The 22,913-nt window shown below is 42.4% G+C and carries 23 protein-coding genes; 1 reads left to right on the forward strand and 22 read right to left on the reverse strand.

Features of this window, described 5'->3' with window-relative positions; genetic code table 11:
* Window positions 1–198: 198 nt before the first annotated feature.
* Window positions 199–918: a GntR family transcriptional regulator gene (locus tag ACIFOT_RS19330; RefSeq protein WP_430067001.1), complete on the reverse strand. Its 720-nt coding sequence runs from the start codon at window positions 916–918 to the stop codon at window positions 199–201.
* Window positions 919–1,288: 370 nt separating this feature from the next.
* Between ACIFOT_RS19330 and ACIFOT_RS19335 the strand changes: the two genes are divergently transcribed.
* Entirely contained in the window at window positions 1,289–2,275 is a 987-nt protein-coding gene (locus ACIFOT_RS19335) for an SIS domain-containing protein (RefSeq protein WP_430066977.1), read from the forward strand.
* A 123-nt stretch (window positions 2,276–2,398) separates the two neighbouring features.
* Here ACIFOT_RS19335 and ACIFOT_RS19340 read toward each other — a convergent pair whose 3' ends face one another.
* From ACIFOT_RS19340 to ACIFOT_RS19440, 21 genes are all read right to left on the reverse strand, one after another.
* On the reverse strand, window positions 2,399–2,542 hold the full coding sequence (locus tag ACIFOT_RS19340) for a hypothetical protein (RefSeq protein ID WP_430066978.1): 144 nt from the start codon (window positions 2,540–2,542) through the stop codon (window positions 2,399–2,401).
* A gap of 116 nt (window positions 2,543–2,658) precedes the next feature.
* Window positions 2,659–3,495 carry a PfkB family carbohydrate kinase gene (locus ACIFOT_RS19345; protein ID WP_430066979.1) on the reverse strand — a complete coding sequence of 279 codons (837 nt, stop codon included), beginning with the start codon at window positions 3,493–3,495 and terminating at the stop codon, window positions 2,659–2,661.
* Between the two features lie 67 nt (window positions 3,496–3,562).
* The gene (locus ACIFOT_RS19350) at window positions 3,563–4,576 is read right to left on the reverse strand and encodes an SIS domain-containing protein (RefSeq protein WP_430066980.1); all 1,014 of its coding nucleotides are present in this window, start codon (window positions 4,574–4,576) and stop codon (window positions 3,563–3,565) included.
* A gap of 82 nt (window positions 4,577–4,658) precedes the next feature.
* Entirely contained in the window at window positions 4,659–5,579 is a 921-nt protein-coding gene (locus ACIFOT_RS19355) for a carbohydrate ABC transporter permease (RefSeq protein WP_430066981.1), read from the reverse strand.
* 2 nt (window positions 5,580–5,581) lie between these two features.
* A complete protein-coding gene (locus ACIFOT_RS19360) occupies window positions 5,582–6,457 on the reverse strand; it encodes a carbohydrate ABC transporter permease (RefSeq protein WP_223594874.1) in 876 nt (291 codons plus the stop codon).
* Window positions 6,458–6,550: 93 nt separating this feature from the next.
* Window positions 6,551–7,834, reverse strand: coding sequence for an ABC transporter substrate-binding protein (locus ACIFOT_RS19365; RefSeq protein WP_430066982.1), 1,284 nt, complete (start codon window positions 7,832–7,834; stop codon window positions 6,551–6,553).
* Window positions 7,835–8,217: 383 nt separating this feature from the next.
* Window positions 8,218–8,994 (reverse strand): SDR family NAD(P)-dependent oxidoreductase, encoded by a 777-nt coding sequence (locus ACIFOT_RS19370; protein ID WP_430066983.1) that lies wholly within the window; start codon window positions 8,992–8,994, stop codon window positions 8,218–8,220.
* Window positions 8,995–9,033: 39 nt separating this feature from the next.
* Entirely contained in the window at window positions 9,034–10,002 is a 969-nt protein-coding gene (locus ACIFOT_RS19375) for a DMT family transporter (RefSeq protein ID WP_430066984.1), read from the reverse strand.
* The gene (locus ACIFOT_RS19380; RefSeq protein WP_430066985.1) at window positions 9,986–11,614 is read right to left on the reverse strand and encodes an NTP transferase domain-containing protein; all 1,629 of its coding nucleotides are present in this window, start codon (window positions 11,612–11,614) and stop codon (window positions 9,986–9,988) included. Before ACIFOT_RS19380 ends, ACIFOT_RS19375 begins: the two co-directional genes overlap by 17 nt.
* A gap of 192 nt (window positions 11,615–11,806) precedes the next feature.
* Entirely contained in the window at window positions 11,807–12,211 is a 405-nt protein-coding gene (locus tag ACIFOT_RS19385) for a F0F1 ATP synthase subunit epsilon (RefSeq protein ID WP_430066986.1), read from the reverse strand.
* 20 nt (window positions 12,212–12,231) lie between these two features.
* Window positions 12,232–13,653, reverse strand: coding sequence for a F0F1 ATP synthase subunit beta (atpD, locus tag ACIFOT_RS19390; RefSeq protein WP_430066987.1), 1,422 nt, complete (start codon window positions 13,651–13,653; stop codon window positions 12,232–12,234).
* Window positions 13,654–13,812: 159 nt separating this feature from the next.
* Complete coding sequence (gene atpG, locus ACIFOT_RS19395) at window positions 13,813–14,670, reverse strand: ATP synthase F1 subunit gamma (RefSeq protein WP_430066988.1); 858 nt, start codon at window positions 14,668–14,670, stop codon at window positions 13,813–13,815.
* Window positions 14,671–14,759: 89 nt separating this feature from the next.
* Window positions 14,760–16,268 (reverse strand): F0F1 ATP synthase subunit alpha, encoded by a 1,509-nt coding sequence (gene atpA / locus ACIFOT_RS19400; protein WP_430066989.1) that lies wholly within the window; start codon window positions 16,266–16,268, stop codon window positions 14,760–14,762.
* 164 nt (window positions 16,269–16,432) lie between these two features.
* A complete protein-coding gene (locus ACIFOT_RS19405; protein ID WP_430066990.1) occupies window positions 16,433–16,969 on the reverse strand; it encodes a F0F1 ATP synthase subunit delta in 537 nt (178 codons plus the stop codon).
* The gene (locus ACIFOT_RS19410) at window positions 16,966–17,496 is read right to left on the reverse strand and encodes a F0F1 ATP synthase subunit B (protein ID WP_430066991.1); all 531 of its coding nucleotides are present in this window, start codon (window positions 17,494–17,496) and stop codon (window positions 16,966–16,968) included. The genes ACIFOT_RS19405 and ACIFOT_RS19410 overlap by 4 nt, the downstream gene beginning before the upstream one ends.
* Before the next feature lie 118 nt (window positions 17,497–17,614).
* Window positions 17,615–17,827, reverse strand: a complete 213-nt coding sequence (gene atpE / locus ACIFOT_RS19415; protein WP_223594889.1) for a F0F1 ATP synthase subunit C — start codon at window positions 17,825–17,827, stop codon at window positions 17,615–17,617.
* 50 nt (window positions 17,828–17,877) lie between these two features.
* Entirely contained in the window at window positions 17,878–18,591 is a 714-nt protein-coding gene (atpB, locus tag ACIFOT_RS19420; RefSeq protein WP_430066992.1) for a F0F1 ATP synthase subunit A, read from the reverse strand.
* A gap of 21 nt (window positions 18,592–18,612) precedes the next feature.
* Window positions 18,613–18,987, reverse strand: a complete 375-nt coding sequence (locus tag ACIFOT_RS19425; RefSeq protein WP_289987485.1) for an ATP synthase subunit I — start codon at window positions 18,985–18,987, stop codon at window positions 18,613–18,615.
* Between the two features lie 2 nt (window positions 18,988–18,989).
* Complete coding sequence (locus ACIFOT_RS19430; RefSeq protein WP_289987487.1) at window positions 18,990–19,214, reverse strand: AtpZ/AtpI family protein; 225 nt, start codon at window positions 19,212–19,214, stop codon at window positions 18,990–18,992.
* A gap of 290 nt (window positions 19,215–19,504) precedes the next feature.
* On the reverse strand, window positions 19,505–21,670 hold the full coding sequence (locus ACIFOT_RS19435) for a S8 family serine peptidase (RefSeq protein WP_430066993.1): 2,166 nt from the start codon (window positions 21,668–21,670) through the stop codon (window positions 19,505–19,507).
* A gap of 532 nt (window positions 21,671–22,202) precedes the next feature.
* Complete coding sequence (locus ACIFOT_RS19440; RefSeq protein ID WP_430066994.1) at window positions 22,203–22,679, reverse strand: nuclease-related domain-containing protein; 477 nt, start codon at window positions 22,677–22,679, stop codon at window positions 22,203–22,205.
* Window positions 22,680–22,913: the final 234 nt, after the last annotated feature.

A 22,913-nucleotide genomic window follows, 5' to 3' on the forward strand; every position in this document is an offset into this window, starting at 1 on the left:
GGGCGTGCCGGTGAGCCTCCTCGGCGCTTAAGCGCCTGTGGGGTCTCACCTGCCCCGTACTCCCGCAGGATTCGAGCGCCTTCCGCTCCAATCAACAGAGTATAAAAAACAACAATATCGTTTAACAGAGCCAATATAAAAAGCCGAGAGTAATCTCGGCTTTTTATTATTTCAAGATATCAAAGCGCTTTCATATGATTATTGCTTCAAGATAAATTTATAGCTGTCCCCTAATATATACTGTTTTCCTCTATGAACAGGCTGGCCGCTCTCATCTGTGACCGTTGTATCCATGAAAAAGAGAGGTTCGCCGCTTGAGATATTGAGCAGCCCCATTTCTTCATCGCCTGCCCTGACAATCTCCAAGGAAAGTTCGCTTGAACCGGCTGGTTTTACGCCAAGTTTTTCTTCCAATATCTTATAAATGGAGCCATCTAAATTTTCATTTAATAAAGAGTGATATTCTTTATAGGAAAAATAGTTGTTTTCAATCATGATTGGCGAATCGCCGGCATATCGTACTCTCTGAATAAATAACAGCGCATCTCCATCCTCAAGCTGGAGCATTGTTTGATCCTTTGAGGTTGGCTGGATAATTTCTTTTTTAATGACTTTGCTGCTCGCTGTCAGGCCGTTCGCTTTACAAGCATCACTAAAGCTTAAAAAATGGACAATCTTTCTTTCTATTTTCCTTTTGTTTACGAATGTCCCTTTACCCTGCCTTTTTACAAGGTAGCCCTCTTCTACCAATTCGACAATGGCTTTTCTAACCGTAATCCTGCTAATTTTATATTCTTCGCTCAACTCTAATTCAGTTGGAATTTTATCACCAAACTTTAAATCTCCATTTACGATTGAGCTGCGGATAGACTCCTTTAATTGGATATACAATGGAATTTGATCATCCTGTTTTAACATCTGTTTCACCTGCCCCCTATGAACAATGCCTAAATTTAAATTTAGGCGTTTCCCCCCAAAATCCCGTTATATTTTTAATTATCGTCACTAATAAGTATATATAATTTCACTTAAGCTATCAATTTTGTTTTTTCATCCCGTGAGCTGGTCCTGGTGCTCTTTACCACGCTTCTTACCCTCCCCTTTTTTTAAAAATATTCAAAATAAATATAACATTATATTATGTTATAAGTCAATTTAATATAAATTTTCATCATAACAATAAATTAAATGTTCAAAAAAGATTGACAATTATTTTATGGGTGGTTAATATAATGTTATATAATGTATTATTATATTTCAAACCAAAGGTTCTAAGGAGGAAAAATGAATGGTTAATTCACAAGTAGTTGTAGATCCACAGGTTCAAACAGTATTAGATGCTTTGAAAGGACGTACGATTGACCACGTAATTTTTGTAGCATGCGGCGGCTCTTCTGCCATTATGTATCCAAATAAGTACATAATGGACCGTGAAGCCCTTAATGTTTCTTCAGATGTTTACAGTTCAAATGAATTCATTCATCGCAACCCTAGAAAACTTGGTGAAAATTCATTGGTTATCCTATGCTCCATGTCAGGTACAACACCTGAAACAGTTAAAGCGGCGACATTTGCCCGTCAAAAAGGTGCATTAACTGTTGGTTTTACGAACCAGCCAACTTCTCCGCTGGCACAGGAAAGCGAATTCGTTGTTAAATATGAATGGGGCGAAGAATCTATTGCCTTTAATACAAATTTAGGTTTGCTTTATCAATTAACTTTAGGTGCCTTAAACGTACTAGAAGGAAACGATAAGTTTGATAAATTGATCAACAGCTTACACAATCTCCAGGCTGTTTTTGAAAAATCAAACAAGCAATATGAAAGCAAGGCACAACAATTTGGTCAGGATTACAAAGATGAAAAAGTCATTTATACAATGGCGAGCGGAGCTAACTATGGAATTGCTTACTCCTATGCGATTTGTATCCTGATGGAAATGCAATGGATCCATTCCAATGCCGTTCACTCCGGCGAATATTTCCACGGTCCATTCGAGATTATCGATAAGGATGTACCATTTATTATTCTGCTTGGCTTGGATGAAACCCGTCCTCTTGATGAGAGAGCATTGGATTTCTCGAAAAAATACGGTGAAAAATTGGTTGTTTTAGACGCTAAGGATCTTGATCTGACAGGCATAGACGAAGAATTAAAAGGCTATATTGCTCCGCTGGTATTAAATAATGTTCTCCGCAGATATGCGGAACAGCTGGCAGAAGCCCGCAACCATCCGCTGTCAAAAAGACGTTATATGTGGAAGGTTGAATACTAATCTACTGGAAGCTCCTCGAGTATGGCTTGAGGGGCTTTTTCTTTACTGTTGTTTTAGGCCATCACAAGACAATACGTGACCGGTTTATCTTCTTCTGCCCTTTTTCGGGCACGTAGAGTCTTTCTACGTGACCATTTCCTCTGCTCCTGCCCTTTTTCGGGCACGTAGTGCCTTTCTACGTGACCATTTCCTCTGCTCCTGCCCTTTTTCGGGCACATAGAACCCTTCTACGTGACCATTTCCTCGCTCCTCTCCTTTTTCGGGCACGTAGAACCTTTCTACGTGACCATTTCCTCTGCTCCCGGACTTTTTCGTTCACGTAGAGAACCCTGCGGCGAAAAAAAGACCAGCCCCATAGGACCGGCCCCCTTCAAACACATCGGTTACCCAATCGCAATCCTTTTCTCCCGCTTCTTGCCATGGCCGAATGCGCCAAAGCGTCCGCACGTTTCAGCCGCAGCCGCAGCACCCTTTTGCATCGCGGCCTTAGCATCACCATGCTGGACATACTCCTTTAAGAATACAGCCACAAACGTATCGCCGGCTCCTAGTGTATCAACAACATCAGCCTCGGCAATTCCATGTTCATAAACCTGACGGGAATCCGAGAATACCGATCCTTCCGACCCTCTGGTTACGATCACATTTGGTGTTCCTGCCGCATGAACTTTGGCGATCAGCGCTTCACACTCTTGCTTCGTTAAATCGCCTCCGGAGAAGATCGCAAATTTGACATGCGGACAAACCAGCTTCAAATACTCATCTTCGTACCTTGTTGAAAAATCAAAGGAAATATCAATGTATTTTTTTAATAAAGGCAGTTCATTTTCGATATAACTATATACACTTGTGTGCAGCAGTGAAAAGGAACTAATAAACTCCAATTCTGCTTCTATAAAATTCAATTTTACAAGCTTTTGAACTCCGCCTTTATTCGAACCTACAAACTTCCGATCGCCATGCTCATCTAAAGTGACTACAGCCTCACCTGATGGTCCAAACACTTTACGAACCCGGGAAACATCGATATTTTCCTGCTTTAACGAACTGACGATATGATCGCCCTCTTCATCATTCCCAACAATTCCTATATAGGAAACACTCTCGGCGCCATACCGTTTCCAAAATACCGCTACATTGACGGCATTTCCGCCCGGAAACATTTCGCCGCGATCATCATAATAATCTACTACATTATCTCCAACTGCTATTAACTTCATGACCCATTCCTCCTATTCATTGAATAACAGAAAGATACAATGAAAAATTGTATCTTTCCGTAAATTATTAATAAGTCACTGTACGATAATATCTTCTAATCTCTAACGAGTGATTGCGTTTGTCTTCTAAATGCACGCTGAGTCTTTGCAGCTGTGTGGACGTTACAATTGGTGAAAAATATTTTCTAAACTCCTTGCTGATCCCTTCTAACTCGTAATCCTTCGTATCAAGGATAGTTACTTTCTTCGTATACTTTTCTGAAAAGCGCTCCACACGCTCCATCAGCGGGCGCGTTTCATCTTCACCCGTTAAGAGAATCATGCTTGTGTCTTCATCGACTAACTCCAATGTACCATGGAAAAATTCTGCTGCGTGAATCGATTTTGTTTTGATCCACTGCATTTCCTCCAACACACACATTGCATAGGAGTAAGCGCGGCCCCAAGTTGACCCGGAACCCACCACCATATGATACGGCTCCTCTTTATAGGCAACAGCAAACGCTTCTGCCCTAGCTTCGAACTGTTCTTTTACCTCGATTAACTTCTCAGGGAGAGCTTCTAACTGCGCAGCAAATGCCTCATAGTTAGGGAAATCGCCATTTTTATTCATTAGTTTAAAAATCAACAAATAGAGCACTAACTGGTTGGAATCGCTGGCAAAATCATTTTCTGCAAAATTTACTAATGGAAAATCGACCGTATCAGCAAGCGGCTTATTGTACTCGCCTGTCAAGCCAATCGTTGTCGCTCCCCTTTCTTTACAGTATTTTGCTGCAGCGACCGTCTCTTCTGTCGTTCCAGATAGTGACGAAAGAATCACAAGTGAATCTGAAGTAAACTGTTTATGATTCTGCAGCACAAATTCCGCTGCGATTTCCGCATAGGCAGGAATCGTCGATGTCGAGTTAATCATATATTCAAACGGATAAAAGGTTGCTACCGCCCCGCCTGAACCAATTAAGAAAATATTTTTAAACCCTTTTTCAAAAACCTGGTCCGCAACCTTCTCAATTTCCTCTCTAAGGCCCACAGCGCCGCCAGTTACTGTAAGATATTTTTCCCTGTTAAAATTCAACATTGCTTCCACTCCCTTTGATTTATATGTAATACATTATAATACGTTATATATTTACTTGAGAATCAGGGGGATATTCCCCCTTTTATCCCTTGACGCTTCCATCAGCCAGACCGCGGACAAAATATTTCTGCATGAAAATAAAGATGATAATCAGTGGCAGTGCGGATATAACCAACCCAGCCATTAAAACTCCCCAGTTAGTATTAAGCGCATCTTTAAAGACTAATAGACCAGAAGTTATCGGCTTTAATTCTTCTGTTTGAATAAAGATGATCGAAAATAAAAACTCATTCCAAGCATAATAAGCGGTTAAAATGATACCCGTAAACATAATCGGTTTGCTCATTGGCATATAGATTCTTGTGAATACATCCAAGCTTGTAGCCCCATCCAGAAACGCGGATTCCTCCAGCTCTTTCGGAATCGACAAGAAGAAGGACCGGATTAATAGAACCGTTAATGGAATCCGATAAGCCGTAAAGGTTAATATCAGAGCCCAATGTGTATCAAAAATCCCCATTTTTTGAACTAATTCATAAAGAGGGATTAAACTGCTCTGAGGTGAAAACATCAGTCCGGCTGAAACGAAAAGCAGCAGGAATTTGCCGCCTTTAAGTTGATAGCGAGTCAAACCAAAGGCACAGGCTGCACTGATTAAAACCGTCAGAATACACGTGCCTCCCGTGATAATCAAGCTGTTGACGAAGTAGCTGGAAACCCCTTGTTCCCAGGCGGTCGTATAGTTTGAAAAGAGCCATTCTTTCGGAAGTCCCCAACTGTCGTTAAAAATCTCGGCCGTATTTTTAAAAGAATTGACAATCATCCAAAATAAAGGATAGGCAATGGCAATAAAGTATAGAGTAAGGAAAAGAAAGATTAGTCCGACTGTAATTGATATGCCTGGCTTTCTTTTGGAAGCCTTAAAGTTTTTATTCGGAAACTTTAAGACCTTTCCGCCGGGACTAACCATTTGTGAATCTTCATGTGCTTCCATCGGCTTCATCTTTACTCCTCCCCTGTTTTTAAGAACTTATTTTGGATAAAATAGAAAATGAGTGTGATACCCAAAATCACGTTTGCAATCGCTGAAGCAAACCCAGGTTCATTGTCAATAAACGCCTTCTGATATAGATATGTACTAAACACTTGTGATGAGTTGCTTGGACCACCAGCTGTTAATACATACACCTCACTGAACACCAAGAAAGAACCTGTCACCGTATAGATTAATAAAACAAACGTCATTTCTTTTACCTGTGGAACAGTAATGCTGAAAAAAGTCCGGATTTTCCCTGCTCCATCGATGGTAGCAGCTTCATATAATTCTCCAGGGACTTTTTGAACAGCCAGCACATACAACATAACGGTATAACCGATACTTTGCCATTGGGAAACGGCAATGACAGCAAAAATAGATGTTTTTGGATTCCCTAGCCATCCTTCCGTCCATTCACCCAAACCTACCAATCTTAGAAAGCTATTTAGCAAGCCGACATCTGGATTATAGATAAAGCTAAAGAGGATCCCAATAACCGTCATTGAAATGAGAACCGGGATAAAAAAGGTTGTCCGGAAGAAGGTGGAAAATCTCCTGAAAATCTTATCTTCTAATATCGCTGCAATCACTAATCCTAGCCCAACCTGGAGGATAACGGAGATAATGGCGTATAGGAGATTGTTCTTAAGTACCGTGAAGAAGACGGGATCTTTAAACAAGCGTGTATAGTTATCTAGTGAAACAAAGCTTCTATCTAATGTGAATGGGTTCCATTCATAAAAGCCATTAATGATATTTCGAACCAAAGGATAGTATACAAATAGGGCCAGCATCAATAAGGCAGGTGCCATATATATAAGCGGGACTATTCTCGTTCTACGCATCCATACCCCTCCCATCAACATCTATGAAAATGTCGGGTTAATAGGAAGTTAGTTTCCTATTAACCGACACCTTCTAGAATTCATTATTCTTGATTACTTCACTTGCTTCGCTGCATCCTGGACGGCCTTCATGATTTGTTCAGGCTTCATCGTGCCGCCAATCATAGCTTGAACGCCATCACCATAAGGCTTGAAAATTCGAGTATCTAATGCGCTGTCTGTCCAGATCAGCATGTTTGGCTGTTCTTTAATCATATCCATCGCTTTTACATCAGCTTCCGTTGCGGTATTGGCATTAACCGCTCCTTCAACCGTACTTGGCATACCGGTATCCTTAGCTAATTTTTCCCCGTTTGCCTTAGAAGTTAAGAACTCTAAGAACTGGACTGCTTCTTTAGGGTGTTTTGATTTACTGTGAACCATAAATCCTTCTGGAGCTCCGATTAAGCCTCCCTGGTCGCCTTTAGCACCATCGATGGTCGGTACTTTAAAGGAATCCCATTTAAATGCAGCGTTTTTCATATACGTAATTTCCTGTGTTTCTAGGAACATGATGGCAGCTTTGCCGCCAAGGAATAAGTTTCTTGCTTCATCATGTGCAGTCGCATTTGGATTTTCATTAAAGAAAGGTCGTAATTCATCCAGCTTCTTTAATGCCTCAACATAACTAGGATCGGTGAACTCTGCACCCTTAAAGCTTAAATCCTTTGCTAACACGTCCTGCGGTACAATTCTTTGATTCAATGCTGTTACATAGTGAGCAGCTGCCCATGGTGATTTATTTCCTAAGATGATTGGAGTTTGACCGCTCTTTTTAATGGTTTTAAGTACAGTGATAAACTCATCCCATGTAGTAGGTGCTTTCAAACCTAATTTATCAAATAGATCTTTGTTGTAGAAGAATAGTTTACTGTCGGTAAATAGTGGAACACCATAGGTTTTATCATCCTTTTGGAAGAATTTCACCTGTGATGCGATTAAATTGTCTGACCAAGCTTTGTCGTCTTGATAGTATTTTGTAAGATCTAAAGCTACTCCATCACGGATAAACTTCTGACCATATTCTCCGGCCCAAGTGAAGAAAACATCCGGTGGATTCTGGCTTCCAAGAAGGACGTTTGCCTTTTGTTTGTAATCATCGTTTAACGCAGTTACTTGTTCAACATGAACGTCTGGATGCTGCTTTTCAAACTCTTTAATCACACTATTAAAATATGTTTTGTACGGCTCATTTGGCCAGCGGTAGAAAAATGTGATCGTTTTCTTTCCATTTTCCGATTTGGATGAGGTAGAGCTGCTTGACGAACATCCTGCTAGTATTAATGACATTACCATGAATATACCAACTGCTAGAGTAAACCAACGTTTCACATACATACCCCCAATTAATTATTCCTTATACAACTGATCTAAAACGCTTTCATCTTTGAATAGGTTCAGTATTGCAGCTCTTTAGCCTCCCTCTCTATGGAACACGTTATATCTCATGTTCAATTGTATTATAAGATTATATTACATACTATAACGTTTGAAGTCAATATCGAAATAAGGGGAATTTTCAAATTATTTTTTATATAGCTTCCTCTCCAATTACAAAACTAATATAGGTATACTACAATAGTTTATTTATTAGATAAAATACCATAAAATCAATAAATATAATAGTTAAAATATTATTAAAATTTTCTCAACACTATCCCATATAGATGTTTATAAAAGAAAAAAAGCCAGTCAAAGGACTGGCCAAGTTAGTTTTACTATTAATTTGAATTCGCCGACATCCCGCCATCAATCCGATGCTGGCTGCCGCTAATAAAGGAACTATCATCAGAAGCGAGGAATAATACCAGGTTCGCAACATCAATCGGCTCCGCGTAACGACCGAATGGAATCAGCCCAGCAAACATTTCCCTTGCCTTTTCTGATTCACCAGGGTTCATTGCCTCTTCAATTGACCTCATCATTCTTGTATTCACACTTGTCGGATGAACCGAATTGACTCGGACATTGGCATGCGCCGCTTCATTGGCGGCGGTTTTAGTCAACCCCACGACAGCATGCTTGGCCGCTACATACGGCCCTAAGTCGGTATACCCCATCCAGCTGGCATCTGATGCAGTATTAATAATGCTGCCGCTTCGTTGCTCCATCATGATCGGCAATACATGCTTTAAGCCTAAAAACACACCCCGTACATTGACATTCATCACTTTATCAAAATCCTCAACCGATACATCCACTAGCTTACAAATCGGCCCTTCAATACCCGCATTGTTAAAGAAAATATCAATCTTGCCAAAATGGTCCATTGTCGTTCTGACATAATTCACAGTGTCCGCTTCCTCAGAAACATCCGCTTGAACAACCATTACCTCACCAAGGGCATCCAATTCTGCCTTAGCCTTGATCAGTTTTTCTTCGGTTTGACCTACTAAAACGACCTTCGCGCCTTCTCTTAAAAATAACCCGGCCGTTTCAATTCCAATTCCGCCTGCTCCACCTGTAATGATGGCTACCTTTCCATCCAATTTACCCATTATGTATCCCCTCTCTCCTTCAGCCAAAAAGGCAGCAAATTAAGCTGCTGCCTTTTTGAACAATTTTTTGAAGTTAAGTTCATCTGGATTTGCGACAGTAATAATTGAACCTACAATAATCATGACACTACAAAGTAGCAATTTTGCTGTAACCGGACTTCCAAAGAAGATAAACCCGAAGAAAATCGTCCAAGAAACATAGGTGATATTGATGGCCATTGCTCTAGTCGGTCCAATTTCGTTAATCGCTTTGTAATAGCCTAGGTAAGAAACTGCGCCACATAATCCGACTAATGCAATATAGATCATTTCTTTAGACATGATAATGTCCCCGATTACTGAATAGCCGCCAAAGATTGGAATGATGATCAATCCGAATACCAATGCAGAAGTGACTTGTCTAATCTGTAGCGCATGTTCTGGTGTTACTTCCTCATCCTTCATGCCATAGGCGCAGATGACACATTCCATTCCCCAGCCAAAAACTGAACCTAAAGCAAAGATGAACCCTAATGTAGCGTTAGGTCCAAGTCCCCCGCTTGAGTAACCTAAAATAAAGATAAAGAGGATACTTACAAAAAGTCCGATCCAGTTTCTAATTGAAAGTTTATCCTTTAACCATAAGAAGGCAAAGAAGGCGCCCACAGCCGGATAGACGGCTGAAATCGAAGCAGTGTACGAAGCCCCGATATATTTTACAGCTAACACGTAACAGGTCATACCGACCGGACCGCCCATTAATGCTGCCAGCATGACATATCGGCCGCTGCGAGTCTTCATTTTCGCGAACGAGTTCTTTAGTTCCCCTTTAAACGCCATATAAATCATTACCCAGACTGCTGAAAAAGCATCATGGAAATAGGTACTGATTAGCGGTGCTAAAAAGATAATTTGCTCCGTTGACACAAATAAAGTATGAGCTAGAATCACTCCAATAAAAACCGTATCTAGCGCCCAAGTCATTGCAGAAATGACGGCAGCTATAGTTCCTTTAGTTTTTGTATTCAAGCACTTTCCCCTCCCCTAAAACCTTCTTAATATTTTCTATTGCACGATTGAAACGGTGAATTCCGTATGAACCGAAATCATCACCGGCCGCTTCCTTAATGACTGTCCATGTGCTCCATAAGAAATCCTGGAAAATCTTATTCATCAAGATTCTTGTTTTGATTTCTTCTGTAACCTCTTCTCCGTTAAAGTAAATAGATAGGAACAATTCCTCATCTTCAGGAGAGAACACACTTTCCATTGAGTGAGCCGCTATATCCCACATTGGATCGCTTAACCCGCTGTATTCCCAATCAATTAGGTATAGTCTATCGCCGCTTTTCACCATGTTTTCGGCAACAGGGTCAACATGGCAAGGAACAAACTGAATATTCATCGCTTTATAAATCCGCTCGATTTCCCTCACTTGACTGCGTACGTCCTCATAGCCTTCATAAAATTGGCCGTCCGCCTCGACGACTAAGTTTTCATATTTGTCCATTTCCTTAAATACATCCCACGTATTTTCCATAGGGATATTGGACTGATGCAGCGTGCGTAATCGATCCGTTGTCATCGCCATGATGTCTTCCCGCTTGCACATCTTCCCGTTCAACGTTTCGGCATTTGGAATAATCTCAGAGATCTTCACACCAGTCTCGGCATTAAAATAAATTAATGGCGAGTCGATGCCAATTTCACTTACCAAATTAGAATTGATTTTTTCTGCGAATCTATTAATCATCGCTTCGGTACCCACACCAGGAATTCGCAGCACATAGTCCTTTTGATTTGTTAACGTGATTTTGTAGTTTTTATTCGTCATACCGCCAAAAGGTACGATACTCTCAATCTCAGCTTCGGTTACATTTAACGCTTTTGTGACCAGTTCATGAATTTGCTCTTTTTTAAATTGCGCTTCCTTACGCTTCAGTTTTGGAAGCACGACGTTTCTGGCATTCACATAATCCTCATGGGTATCAATATCTGTCCAGATTAATTCATTCATTTTTACAAAGCCGACATTGCACTCTCTCGCGACATCCAACAGTAAGTATTCATAGTTTAAATACGGGTTTTTATTATCTTTATATTCCTCTATCATTTTGGAGAAAACGTCAAAGGAAAGCTTACTAATACCAACCATTTCTCCATCAATTTTGTTAAATTGTGCGATGTCCTTTGAAATTTTATATAAATAGCCGTTCTTTATCTCAACAAAAGCCTCTGCCCCGGACCCTGTTTCATTTGTAAGCAAAATGCAGGACCTTTGGCTGTTTTCTAGTAATTGATCAAAAGTATCTTCTTCCGTGTAGATATCATGCTCAACCAACAGGAAATCGCCTGTTATGTACCCCGCTGCACAGGCAAGTGATGCCATCGAACCCGTCCACTTGTACTTGTCATTTTCCGTTACATATACCCCTTCAACATGCTTCAAGAAATCAAATGCTTCCTTCTTATAGCCTGTCACGATAACGATTTTTTCAATTCCCTTTTGCTTTAATAGATTTAGATTCCTTGTTAACAAATTACTATTATCAAGTTCAAGCAGGCTTACCGGCTCTTCAAAATCCACACTTTTTCCTGCCGCTAAAATAACCGCTTCACGTACTGTATATTGATTCTCCATGTGGCGCCTCCCAAATGTTCATATTATGAATTAATTCAATTTTTGAATCCATTAATATCTTAGCAGTAAACCTGGGCTTTTGTAAATTAAATTTTTTTAATAAATGTCGACATTTGGTGAGGCTTGTCCATAAAAAATTCAATAAACGCAAAAAACCCCTCCAAAAACTGGAGGGGTTCCATTAAAACCAAATTATTTTTTATCCGATACGGCGAGGCGATTGATGGCGCGTTGCAGGGCAAGCTCAGCACGCTTGAAATCGACTTGATCCTTACGCTGATCTTGAAGACGCTGCTCGGCACGTTCCTTCGCTTTCAGAGCACGTGCAACATCAATTTCTGAACCTTTTTCAGCAGATTGGGCTAAGATTGTCACTTGATCAGGACGGACTTCTAAAAATCCACCGCTAACCGCGACCAAATCTTCTTTCCCATCCTTCAACAGGCGAACCGCGCTAATCTCGAGCGGAGCAACCAAAGGAATGTGGTCAGGCAAAATACCTAATTCACCAGCAATACCCTTTGCGATCACCATTTCCACTTCTGAGTCATACACCGGGCCATCGGGAGTAACAACATTGACACGAATTGTCTTCATTTTTTACCCTCCTGCCAGGCTTAGACTTCTACACCCATGCGTTTTGCGGCCTCAACCACTTCTTCAATACGGCCGACTAAGCGGAACGCATCTTCTGGAAGGTGGTCATACTTACCATCAAGGATCTCTTTGAATCCTTTAACAGTTTCCTTAACAGGTACATAAGATCCAGGCTGTCCAGTGAACTGTTCAGCAACGTGGAAGTTTTGTGATAAGAAGAACTGCAGGCGGCGCGCACGAAGTACGACTAACTTATCATCATCAGAAAGTTCGTCCATACCAAGGATCGCGATGATATCCTGTAATTCACGGTAACGCTGTAATGTTTGCTGCAATTTACGAGCTACAGAGTAGTGCTCTTCGCCAACGATTTCAGGTGACAATGCACGAGAAGTCGATGCAAGAGGATCCACCGCAGGGTAAATACCCATCTCAGAAAGCTTACGCTCAAGGTTAGTAGTTGCATCTAAGTGAGCGAAAGTAGTAGCCGGAGCCGGGTCAGTATAGTCATCGGCTGGTACGTAGATCGCTTGGATCGATGTAACAGAACCTACGTTAGTAGATGTGATACGCTCTTGTAATTTACCCATTTCAGTAGCAAGAGTCGGCTGGTAACCTACCGCAGATGGCATACGGCCAAGTAGCGCGGATACCTCAGAACCTGCTTGCGTGAAACGGAAGATGTTATCCATGAAGAAAAGAACGTCCTGTCCTTGCTCATCACGGAAATATTCAGCCATTGTCAAACCAGTCAAGGCAACACGCATACGTGCTCCTGGCGGCTCGTTCATTTGTCCGAATACCATCGCAGTTTTCTTGATAACGCCTGAATCCGTCATTTCGTGGTAAAGGTCATTACCTTCACGTGTACGCTCACCAACTCCGGCGAATACAGAAATACCACCGTGCTCTTGAGCGATGTTGTTGATTAATTCCTGGATTAATACGGTTTTACCTACACCGGCACCACCGAATAGACCGATCTTACCACCCTTAATATATGGTGCAAGCAAGTCTACTACCTTAATACCAGTTTCAAGGATTTCTACTTCAGTAGAAAGATTTTCGAAAGTTGGCGCTTCGCGGTGAATCGAATCACGGCGCTCACTTGCAGGAATCTCTTCCTTCAAGTCAATAACATCACCTAATACGTTAAATACACGGCCAAGAGTTGGATCCCCAACCGGTACAGAAATCGGTGCACCACTATCCTGTACTTCCAAACCGCGAGTTAAACCGTCAGTAGAAGCCATCGCAATTGTACGAACTGTATCATCACCTAAATGAAGGGCTACTTCAAGGGTTAAGTTGATATCAACTTCTGATTCATTACGCGCTTTGGAATTAATTCTTAAAGCGTTATAGATCTCAGGTAGTTTGCCGTTTTCAAATTTAACGTCAACAACCGGACCCATAATCTGAACAACGCGTCCAATGTTCATCGTTTTCCCTCCTATCTTACTCTTTGAACAAATCCGTGAGGGATTGATTGTTGAATCCCTCACGAAAAATTTATTTATACTGCAAGGTTGGCCTCACGCCAACCCACTAATATGACTTTGATTACTGTCCAGCTGCAGCGCCAAGGCGCTTCCGCATTTCTATTCTAATGCCGCCGCACCGCCAACGATTTCGGCAATTTCCTGCGTGATCGCTGCCTGACGGGCACGGTTGTAAATAAGTGAGTAGTTCTTGATCATTTCTTTCGCATTATCAGTTGCGTTCTTCATCGCTGTCATCCGGGCAGCATGCTCACTTGCTTTACTGTCTAAAAGAGCACCGTAAATTAAGCTTTCTGCATATTGCGGCAGGAGAACTTCGAGAATTTCTTCTGGAGACGGTTCAAATTCATAAGAAGCAAGCTCTTTTGAAGAAGTGATATCCGAAAGCGGAAGAAGCTTCTTCTCTGTTACTTCTTGAGATATCGCACTGATATAATGGCTGTAGTACATATATAGTTCATCAAACGTGCCGTCTGCGAACATGCCAACCGTACTGGAAGCAATTTCTTTTATGTCGTTGAAGCTCGGCTGATCGGAAACCCCGGTAATCTCGAGAGCCACATTAATACCGCGCTTCAAGAAAAAGTCACGTGCCACACGTCCGACTGCAATAATCGCAAACTCATCATTCGATTTATGACGTTCTTGAATGGTTTGAAAGACACGACGGATGACGTTGCTGTTAAACGCACCAGCAAGACCACGGTCGGATGTCATAACAATATAACCCGTTTTCTTTACTTCACGGGTTTCAAGCATTGGGTGAGCCACACCTTGTGCACCCGAAGCGATTGCCGCCGTTACTTCTTGGATTTTTTCCATGTACGGTACGAATGACTTTGCATTCATAACGCCGCGGTTCCATTTCGCAGCTGACGTCATCTCCATCGCTTTGGTGATCTGACTCATCTTTTTCGTAGAATTAATACTATTTTTTATATCGCGTAATGATGCCATAGGTTCTCACCACCCTCATTCAAAGAATGTTTAGCATCAGCACCTAATAAATAAGGTGCTGGTGCCGAAACTTATGTCAGACCCTATACTTATTCGGAAACTGCAAACGTCTTTTTGTAGTCGTTGATTGCAGAAGCCATATCGTCATCAGAAGGAAGATCCTTCGTCTTCGTAATATGGTCTAACACCTCTTTGCGGTTGTGGTCTAACCAGTTTAAGAATTCAGATTCAAAGCGACGAATATCTACTAAAGGAATATCATCTAAGAATCCGCGTGTTAATGCATATAGAATCGCTACTTGCTTTTCAACAGAAAGCGGCTTGTTAAGGTCTTGTTTCAATACTTCAACCGTACGGGCACCACGAGCAAGCTTTGCTTGTGTTGCTTTATCAAGGTCAGAACCGAACTGAGCGAACGCTTCAAGCTCACGGTATGATGCAAGGTCAAGACGCAGTGTACCTGCAACCTTTTTCATTGCCTTGATTTGTGCGGATCCACCTACACGGGATACAGAAAGACCGGCATTGATCGCTGGACGTACGCCAGAGAAGAATAAGTCAGACTGCAAGAAGATTTGTCCATCTGTGATGGAGATAACGTTTGTTGGAATATAAGCAGAAACGTCACCTGCTTGTGTTTCAATGAACGGTAATGCTGTGATTGAACCGGCACCTAGTGTGTCGTTCAATTTCGCAGCACGCTCTAGTAAGCGGGAGTGCAAGTAGAAAACATCCCCTGGATATGCTTCACGACCTGGAGGACGGCGAAGTAATAGGGAAAGCTCACGGTATGCAGCCGCTTGCTTAGATAAATCATCATATACGATTAACACGTGCTTGCCGTTGTACATGAACTCTTCTGCCATTGATACACCCGTATATGGAGCTAAGAATAGCATTGGAGCTGGTTGTGATGCAGAAGCTGAAACAACGATTGTGTAATCTAATGCGCCATTCTTACGAAGAGTTTCAACTGCGTTACGTACAGTTGATTCTTTTTGACCGATTGCAACATAGATACAAATCATGTTTTCGCTTTTTTGGTTCAAGATTGTATCGATCGCAACAGATGTTTTACCTGTTTGACGGTCTCCGATAATTAACTCACGCTGACCGCGGCCGATAGGTACAAGCGCGTCAATCGCTTTAATACCAGTTTGCAGCGGCTCATGAACGGATTTACGAGCCATTACGCCTGAAGCAACTTGCTCAATTGGGCGTGTTTTTGTTGTATTGATTGGACCCATCCCATCGATTGGTTGTCCAAGAGAGTTTACCACGCGTCCGATTAGTTCCTCACCAACTGGAACCTCCATGATGCGTCCTGTACGGCGAACCTCGTCACCCTCACGGATTTCAGTGAAAGGTCCAAGGATAATGATACCGACGTTATTTTCTTCAAGGTTTTGTGCCATACCCATAACGCCATTTGCAAATTCAACAAGTTCTCCAGCCATGACATTGTCGAGGCCATGAACACGAGCGATACCGTCACCTACGGAGATAACTGTACCGACATCAGTAACTTGAATTTCTGCCTGATAGTTTTCAATCTGCTTCTTTATCAGGGCACTGATTTCTTCAGCTTTGATGCTCATGAGTTTCACCCCTATCTAAATCTTTGCTTATTCTATTTGCTATGTTCGACTTTGAGTGATGTCCAGCTCCCAGCGACTAGTGTACTTCGCTCTTCGTGTTTCCTTTATCTCAGTCGAAGCGCTCCAGTCCATACGTCGCTAAACGGTCGCTTCCGCTTTTCGTCTTAGCTTAACAATTTACGTTCTAAACGGTTCAACTTGCCGCGCAAGCTGCCGTCATATATACGATTTCCGATGCGGAGCTTGATGCCGCCGAGCAAATCGGAATCCACGATATTTTCAATTCTTAATGACTTCTTGCCAATTTTAGCAGCAAAGGTTGTGGAAACAGCTTCTCTTTCAACATCTGTCAGCGGACGAATGCTGTAGACTTTTGCTTCTGCAATGCCCATTTCCTCATTTGCAAGCTCGATAAATTGGTTTACTACTTCAACGATTTCATCTTCGCGGTGGCGGTCGATTAAAATCATTAACGTATTTAAAACATAAGCATTTACAGTTGAAAACGCATTGCGGATGATTTCCTTTTTGTTTTCATTTGTAAGCTTTGAAGATTTTAGAACAGCCTTTAAATCAGCATTGTAATCCAAGACTTCCCGTACTACGCGAAGTTCTTCTTCTACGTTACTTAGAATCTGCTGTTCTTTTGCAATTTGAAAAAGAGCTGACGCGTAGCGTTTTGCTACCATAGAGTTGCTCATCGCCCTTCTCCTGCCTCTTTAAGATATTCGTTAATCAGCTGGTCTTGATCTTGTGCCGTCAATTCTTTTTCAATTACTTTAGAAGCAATTAAAACAGATAGAGAAGCAACCTGCTCGCGGATAGCGGCAACAGCTTTCTCTTTTTGCTGGTCGATTTCAAGCTTGGCAGCTTCTTTAATGCGTTCTGCTTCAGAGCGGGCCGCAACAACGATTTCTTCACGTTGAAGGTCGCCTTGCTTGCGCGCATTTTCCATTAAGGTTTGTGCTTCTGCACGCGCTTCTTTTAAAAGACTTCTTTGCTCTTCTAAAAGCTTCTTCGCTTCCGCACGGCTTGATTCAGCCGCAGAGATTTCGCTAACAACATGCTCTTCACGCTGCTTCATAATGCCCATTAAAGGACCCCAAGCAAACTTTTTAAGCAATGCTAACAAAACGATAAACATAATAAGCTGGAAAATAATATCTCCGTAATTTACATGGTGGCCAGCTTCCGCTGCAGCCCCCAATACTAGACTGTTCGTTAACACCCCGGGTTCACTCCTTTCAAGAGTCGCTAAAGCGATAGTAAAACAACCATTTTAAAATAACAGACATAAATGAATGGCGAAGTTTTTACGCGCTTCGCCATCTGGAGTTTTTGTCATTTTATCGGTTCAATACCATGAACGCAATTACAACACCGATGATCGGAAGGGCTTCAACTAATGCTACCCCGATGAACATAGTTGTTTGTAATAGACCACGAGCGTGTGGCTGACGAGCGATACCTTCTACTGTACGTCCTACGATTAGACCGTTACCGATACCTGCACCTACTGCTGCTAAACCGATTGCGATTGCTGCTGCTATAAGATTCATTATTTTGTTCCTCCTTAAAATTGTATGAATAAGTTTTTTTATTTAATATATTAATGGTCATGGCTGACTTTATGGGACAGATAAACCATTGTTAACATAGTGAAGATGTAAGCTTGGATACTGCCGACGAATACAGAGAAACCTTGCCATACAAGTGTCAGCGGCACTGCTGCTATCATACCGGCGATACCTTGATGGGCTAATCCTGCTGCCAAAAGTGAAAGTAGTAATTCACCGGCGTAAATGTTCCCGTAAAGACGCAGACCAAGTGTTAAGGTATTCGCAAATTCCTCAATGATTTTCAACGGAAATAAGAATTTCATCGGCTGGAAGAAGCCTTCTCCATATCCCTTTGCGCCTTTTAGCTTGACGCCGTAGAAATGGGATAACCCCACCACCAAACAGGCTAAAGTCAAGGTTATGACTGGATCTGCAGTTGGTGATTTCCACCATAATTTCTCGTCAATGACGATTGAAAATGGCAAACCCAACATATTGGAAACAAAAATATACATGATAAGTGTCAGCCCTAGGACGTGGAATCTGCCGCCTTCCTTCCAATCCATTGTGCTGTTGATGATGCCCTTGACAAAGTCAAGCACCCATTCTAAAAAGTTCTGCATTCCTGTTGGTTTCATTGCAAGCCTGCGGGTAGAAAGCACGGCAATTAGAAAAACAACCAAACTTGCAATCGTAATCATCAGGATATTGGCACCATTAAACCAAAGACCCATAAATTCAAACTCAGGAGCTCCATGATGCATGTAAACTCACCTCGCTTCCCATTATTTATGTACATGCAACGCATGGTAAAAATAATCTATCATAATGACAATATAGGATGTCATTAGTCCTACCACTACAAAAGCGATGTGGAAATACTCAGGGTATCGAAGAGCAATTACGCCCGCGATTCCGGCTGTCGCCATCCTTTGCAGCGACCCCAGGGAGCGTACCTTCTTCCCTTCTGAAACAGCTTTATCAAACTTTTCAGTTTTCCGCACCAATAACCAAAGATTCAGGAAACTGAACACAGTCCCTAGAATCAGTCCAAGAAACACTGTTTTGTATTCGGTGAAACCCCAGCCAAGAACATAAATGGACAACAAGTAGAAAATCCATTTCTTTTGCCTGTTGTACATCTTTCGAAAATCTGGCATCGTTATTTTTCTCCTGAATAAAAATGGCGGATTGAAATCAGCATGGAATACGTTCCTGCTGCAAGTCCTAAAAGCAAACCGACTATTAAGAAAATGGGCTCGGTACCCCAATGTCTATCCAGCCATCTTCCTGCAAATATACCTATGAGAATGGAACCAACTAACTGGGAGACAATTGCGGACATTAAAGCCATAGCTTGAAATGGGTTGCGGTTATTTTGACGCATACTATCGATCCTCTCTCCAAGAGAATGTCAAGCGGGTAAGAGGTAAATTAATACGTCTAAAATGTATCAATTATGTGAAAACCCTATCATTTTACACCCTTTGTTAGCATACAATAGCGACTTGTCAAAGTCAATGACTTTACGTGAAATATACCACAAACAATTTCCCATGATTTTTGGCAATTTGATGATTAAGTTTCCACTATCATTGTATTGTAAATATTGAAGAATTTTTGACCTTTTTGTGTCTATTTTGTGAACAATGTTTTCAGAAATTTCGGGAAATAATTCTAGTTCGGGATGGTAATCATCGCCTCCATAAAATCCTCTTTGCCGGACTTTTTGGCAAAGATTTTGGCCAAGTATGTTCCCTTTGGCGGCAGCTGCTCTTCCGTGAGCTCTTTTTGAAGCTGCCCTTTTTTTAGATTGGTACCGGTGTCGAGGAAGCCAATGAACCGGTAATCCTCCGGGTTAAATAGCGCAATCCCGAATTCCTCCGCGCCGCCCGGCAAATATACCTCATATTTATACTGCCCCGGCTGATCTCCCTCACCAAATTCAAAGCCCATCACCCGCGGGTAATTGGGTTCTTCGAGTACATAGAGGTAGGGAATCCGAACCTTGGCTGCCCCCGCCTGAAGACTCAAATATCCATCCTGAACCTTTCCTTTGAAGAGAGCCGGGTCCACCGTTAACTCCACCGTGACATCCTTGGTTTGCTTCGGCTCTAAGGTAAACGCCAGCGGCAGCCGCCATTCGAGCCCGTCGACATAGTGCGGGATGTCAAACGTGTATCGGATGGTGCGTCTGCTTGTGTTCTCTATTCTAAGGATGGACTTATGAACATCCTCAGCATTGAACTTGCCAAAATGAAGCGAGCTTGGCGTGACGAGCGATTCCGTCTTAACCGCCTCATCCACCTGAATCCGTCCAGCCCCTTGTTCGTAGGTGCGATAAAAGGCGGCCGCTTTCGTTAATGGCTTAGCCGTATTCATCAAAGCCGACTTAATTTGCTCCGGCGTCCAGTCCGGATGTGCCTGCTTAATCAGCGCACACGCCCCGGCCACATGCGGCGCCGCCATACTTGTCCCCTGCAGGCTCAAGTATCCGCCCGGAACCGTCGAATTAATCGCCACTCCCGGCGCAAGCAGGTCCGGCTTAATCTCCCACGTCCCCGTCACCGGCCCCCGCGAGCTGAAGTCCGCCAGCCGGTCCACTTCCTCCGTGACCACAAGCCTTGCTTGGATCCTTCGTTTACTTAATTCTTTTTTAAAAAAGACTCCGTCACCCTTCGCGAGTGCTCCGACCGGGATGGTCATCGAAGTTTCCAAGTTCCCCATGAAGCTGCCATTCATATTATTGTAGATTAACACTGCCCTCGCCCCGGCTTTACGGGCATTTTCCGCCTTTTCGCTAAACGTTATTGTGCCTCTTTTGATCAGCGCAATTTTGCCTTGGACGTTTTGAAGGTCCTGCGGCCGGCCGATGCCGCCATCGACTAATTCTGCGGAACGGTCCAGATTCCATTCAGCCGAGCCCTCGAGCGGCTGAATCCGGAATTTATCCCGGTTTCCTTCTATTAATAATTTCGGGATTTTCATCGTCGGTGTCGAGGCGCCGACGGAAATGGCTTTCGAGGCGGTACCAGGTGAACCGACAGTCCACACATTCGGCCCGGAATTGCCGGAAGCCGCCACGGCAACGATTCCTTTTTCAACGGCTCGGTTAAGTGCTAGACTTATCGGTAGGTCGGGGCCGTTGATATCGTTCCCGAGTGAAAGGTTCACAATATCGACTTTGTCTTTGATTGCCTGTTCGATGGCCGAGAGTACCTGCTCCGTTGTACCGCCTCCGCCCGGGCCGAGCGCGCGGTAAGCGACGATCTTCGCCTCGGGGGCTACACCTTTAATTTTTCCATTAGCAGCAATGATTCCGGCAACATGGGTACCATGGATGGTCGCTCTGCCAATGGCCTTCGTTTCCATTGGGTCGCGGTCATTGTCGACGAGGTCGTGACCGCCGGCATAATTTCGCTGCAGGTCGGGGTGCGTATAATCAACGCCGGTATCGATGACGCCAACCTTAATTCCCTTTCCCGTTAATCGTTCATTTTGTTGATCAAAATACTTTCGCACTTCTTGGCCGCCGATGATTTTGACACTTTCCTCGGTTTCGGCCTGGTATTGGACGACTGGCGAGACGTTTAGGATAGGTTTTTGTGTGGCAAGCTGTTCTATGCTCTCTGGGCTGCCTTCGATGGAAAAACCGTTAAGGGCCTCACGAAAAATGCGGCGCAGCTTTACATTTTTGTAAGGGCGGATGAGCTCTCCGATTTCCTGTTCGGATTGCGGCTTATCCAGAACCACTATGGCAATTGATGTTGTTTTTGGAATCGGTGGATGAATTAGGATTTTTGAAGGTTGAAAGGCCAGAAGCAAGGCAAGCAGAAGTTTCATGTGAAAAATTCCCCTTTTTTCATATCGTTTTCCTTGGGCGGGGAAAGTATGCAGCCTGGCGGGAGATAATATTGAGTTGTTCGTTTGCTGCCGGTGGATGGGAGGTTAAGGGATCGCAACAAGTTTCCCGCTATTCTACTTGAGGGTATATGAAGAAACTCTCCAAATTGTTTACGCGTAATCGTTCGATGGATTAGCTGGAAGTCGTCAACAGCTGGAAGATGAGCATTTTTAGCAGTGTGGTTGCAATTAGAGCAATGCCAATTTCCAGAATAATAATCCATATGGAAATTTTTACACTTGGGGCATTGAGCTCCCGGATATAATTCTGTAAAGGAAAGATTGTAAGTTTGGAGAATATCCAGCATGAGGGGCTGATGGGCTTGTAAGAGGCAATCGGTAAGTTGAATTAGCTTCTTTTTGCATAATACTGGGTTTGGATACTTCATTTCTAATTCCTTAATTTTATTAATAAGCGACTCTGCATAAATCACATATTTAAAAATTTGTGTGTTATCAGGGGTCGTCTCTATTAGGTGGACGTTTTGCGGAACGTTACCAGATGCTCGATGGGATAACCTTTTATTTGATTCTTGCTTAACCAATTAAAAAATTGCATTTTATGCCTCTTCACCTGTTCGATGGGATTTGATATGCCTTCCTCCATATTTTCATATACTCTCGTTACCGAATTTGAGCCTTTTTTAAAGAAAATTCTTCCTGAGATATTTTTGATTTCAACGATCAATCCAAAGTTCTGGGTAAGGATGAGTAAATCCATTTGAAAATACTTTTTATCCTTTAATCGTAAGCCATGGAAAATGTAATACGGTTCTTCAGGCAGTAACGACAGATAATACTCCACTTGTTTTTCACCATAATACCCTTTCATCCAGGACCTTAAATCTTTTTCAACAATAGGTCTTACTGGATGATTCTTTGGCACCCTTCGTAATAGCGCCATACATTGTAAAGCTTGATTGGGTATCCTTAATTCCATGCAATTCATTCACATTTCACCTCATTAATAGAATTTAGTGGTAAATTCTCGTAAAAAGGTCGATTTCCTGCCTAAATTTTAAGGACAAATTGTGAATTATGCGATGGTCTGGGGCTCTATTTTTAAGTTTGTCTATTTTTCGGGGTGGTTTGTCTATTTTTTTAGGGGTTTTGTCTATTTATTGGGGTGCTTTGTCCATTTTTCAAAGGGTTTTGTCTATTTTTTAAGCCACTTTGTCCATTT

This window comes from Neobacillus sp. NRS-1170 (genome assembly GCF_050468025.1).

What these genes read in the sequence shown, in the direction of transcription:
- ACIFOT_RS19385 (WP_430066986.1), bottom strand. Translation starts at nt 12,211, where the DNA reads ATGAAGACAATTCGTGTCAATGTTGTTACTCCCGATGGCCCGGTGTAT.
- atpB (WP_430066992.1), bottom strand. Translation starts at nt 18,591, where the DNA reads ATGCATCATGGAGCTCCTGAGTTTGAATTTATGGGTCTTTGGTTTAAT.
- ACIFOT_RS19330 (WP_430067001.1), bottom strand. Translation starts at nt 918, where the DNA reads ATGTTAAAACAGGATGATCAAATTCCATTGTATATCCAATTAAAGGAG.
- atpD (WP_430066987.1), bottom strand. Translation starts at nt 13,653, where the DNA reads ATGAACATTGGACGCGTTGTTCAGATTATGGGTCCGGTTGTTGACGTT.
- ACIFOT_RS19360 (WP_223594874.1), bottom strand. Translation starts at nt 6,457, where the DNA reads ATGCGTAGAACGAGAATAGTCCCGCTTATATATATGGCACCTGCCTTA.
- atpE (WP_223594889.1), bottom strand. Translation starts at nt 17,827, where the DNA reads ATGAATCTTATAGCAGCAGCAATCGCAATCGGTTTAGCAGCAGTAGGT.
- ACIFOT_RS19430 (WP_289987487.1), bottom strand. Translation starts at nt 19,214, where the DNA reads ATGCGTCAAAATAACCGCAACCCATTTCAAGCTATGGCTTTAATGTCC.
- atpG (WP_430066988.1), bottom strand. Translation starts at nt 14,670, where the DNA reads ATGGCATCATTACGCGATATAAAAAATAGTATTAATTCTACGAAAAAG.
- atpA (WP_430066989.1), bottom strand. Translation starts at nt 16,268, where the DNA reads ATGAGCATCAAAGCTGAAGAAATCAGTGCCCTGATAAAGAAGCAGATT.
- ACIFOT_RS19435 (WP_430066993.1), bottom strand. Translation starts at nt 21,670, where the DNA reads ATGAAACTTCTGCTTGCCTTGCTTCTGGCCTTTCAACCTTCAAAAATC.
- ACIFOT_RS19405 (WP_430066990.1), bottom strand. Translation starts at nt 16,969, where the DNA reads ATGAGCAACTCTATGGTAGCAAAACGCTACGCGTCAGCTCTTTTTCAA.
- ACIFOT_RS19355 (WP_430066981.1), bottom strand. Translation starts at nt 5,579, where the DNA reads ATGAAGCCGATGGAAGCACATGAAGATTCACAAATGGTTAGTCCCGGC.
- ACIFOT_RS19350 (WP_430066980.1), bottom strand. Translation starts at nt 4,576, where the DNA reads ATGTTGAATTTTAACAGGGAAAAATATCTTACAGTAACTGGCGGCGCT.
- ACIFOT_RS19365 (WP_430066982.1), bottom strand. Translation starts at nt 7,834, where the DNA reads ATGTATGTGAAACGTTGGTTTACTCTAGCAGTTGGTATATTCATGGTA.
- ACIFOT_RS19335 (WP_430066977.1), top strand. Translation starts at nt 1,289, where the DNA reads ATGGTTAATTCACAAGTAGTTGTAGATCCACAGGTTCAAACAGTATTA.
- ACIFOT_RS19345 (WP_430066979.1), bottom strand. Translation starts at nt 3,495, where the DNA reads ATGAAGTTAATAGCAGTTGGAGATAATGTAGTAGATTATTATGATGAT.
- ACIFOT_RS19440 (WP_430066994.1), bottom strand. Translation starts at nt 22,679, where the DNA reads ATGAATTGCATGGAATTAAGGATACCCAATCAAGCTTTACAATGTATG.
- ACIFOT_RS19370 (WP_430066983.1), bottom strand. Translation starts at nt 8,994, where the DNA reads ATGGGTAAATTGGATGGAAAGGTAGCCATCATTACAGGTGGAGCAGGC.
- ACIFOT_RS19380 (WP_430066985.1), bottom strand. Translation starts at nt 11,614, where the DNA reads ATGGAGAATCAATATACAGTACGTGAAGCGGTTATTTTAGCGGCAGGA.
- ACIFOT_RS19425 (WP_289987485.1), bottom strand. Translation starts at nt 18,987, where the DNA reads ATGCCAGATTTTCGAAAGATGTACAACAGGCAAAAGAAATGGATTTTC.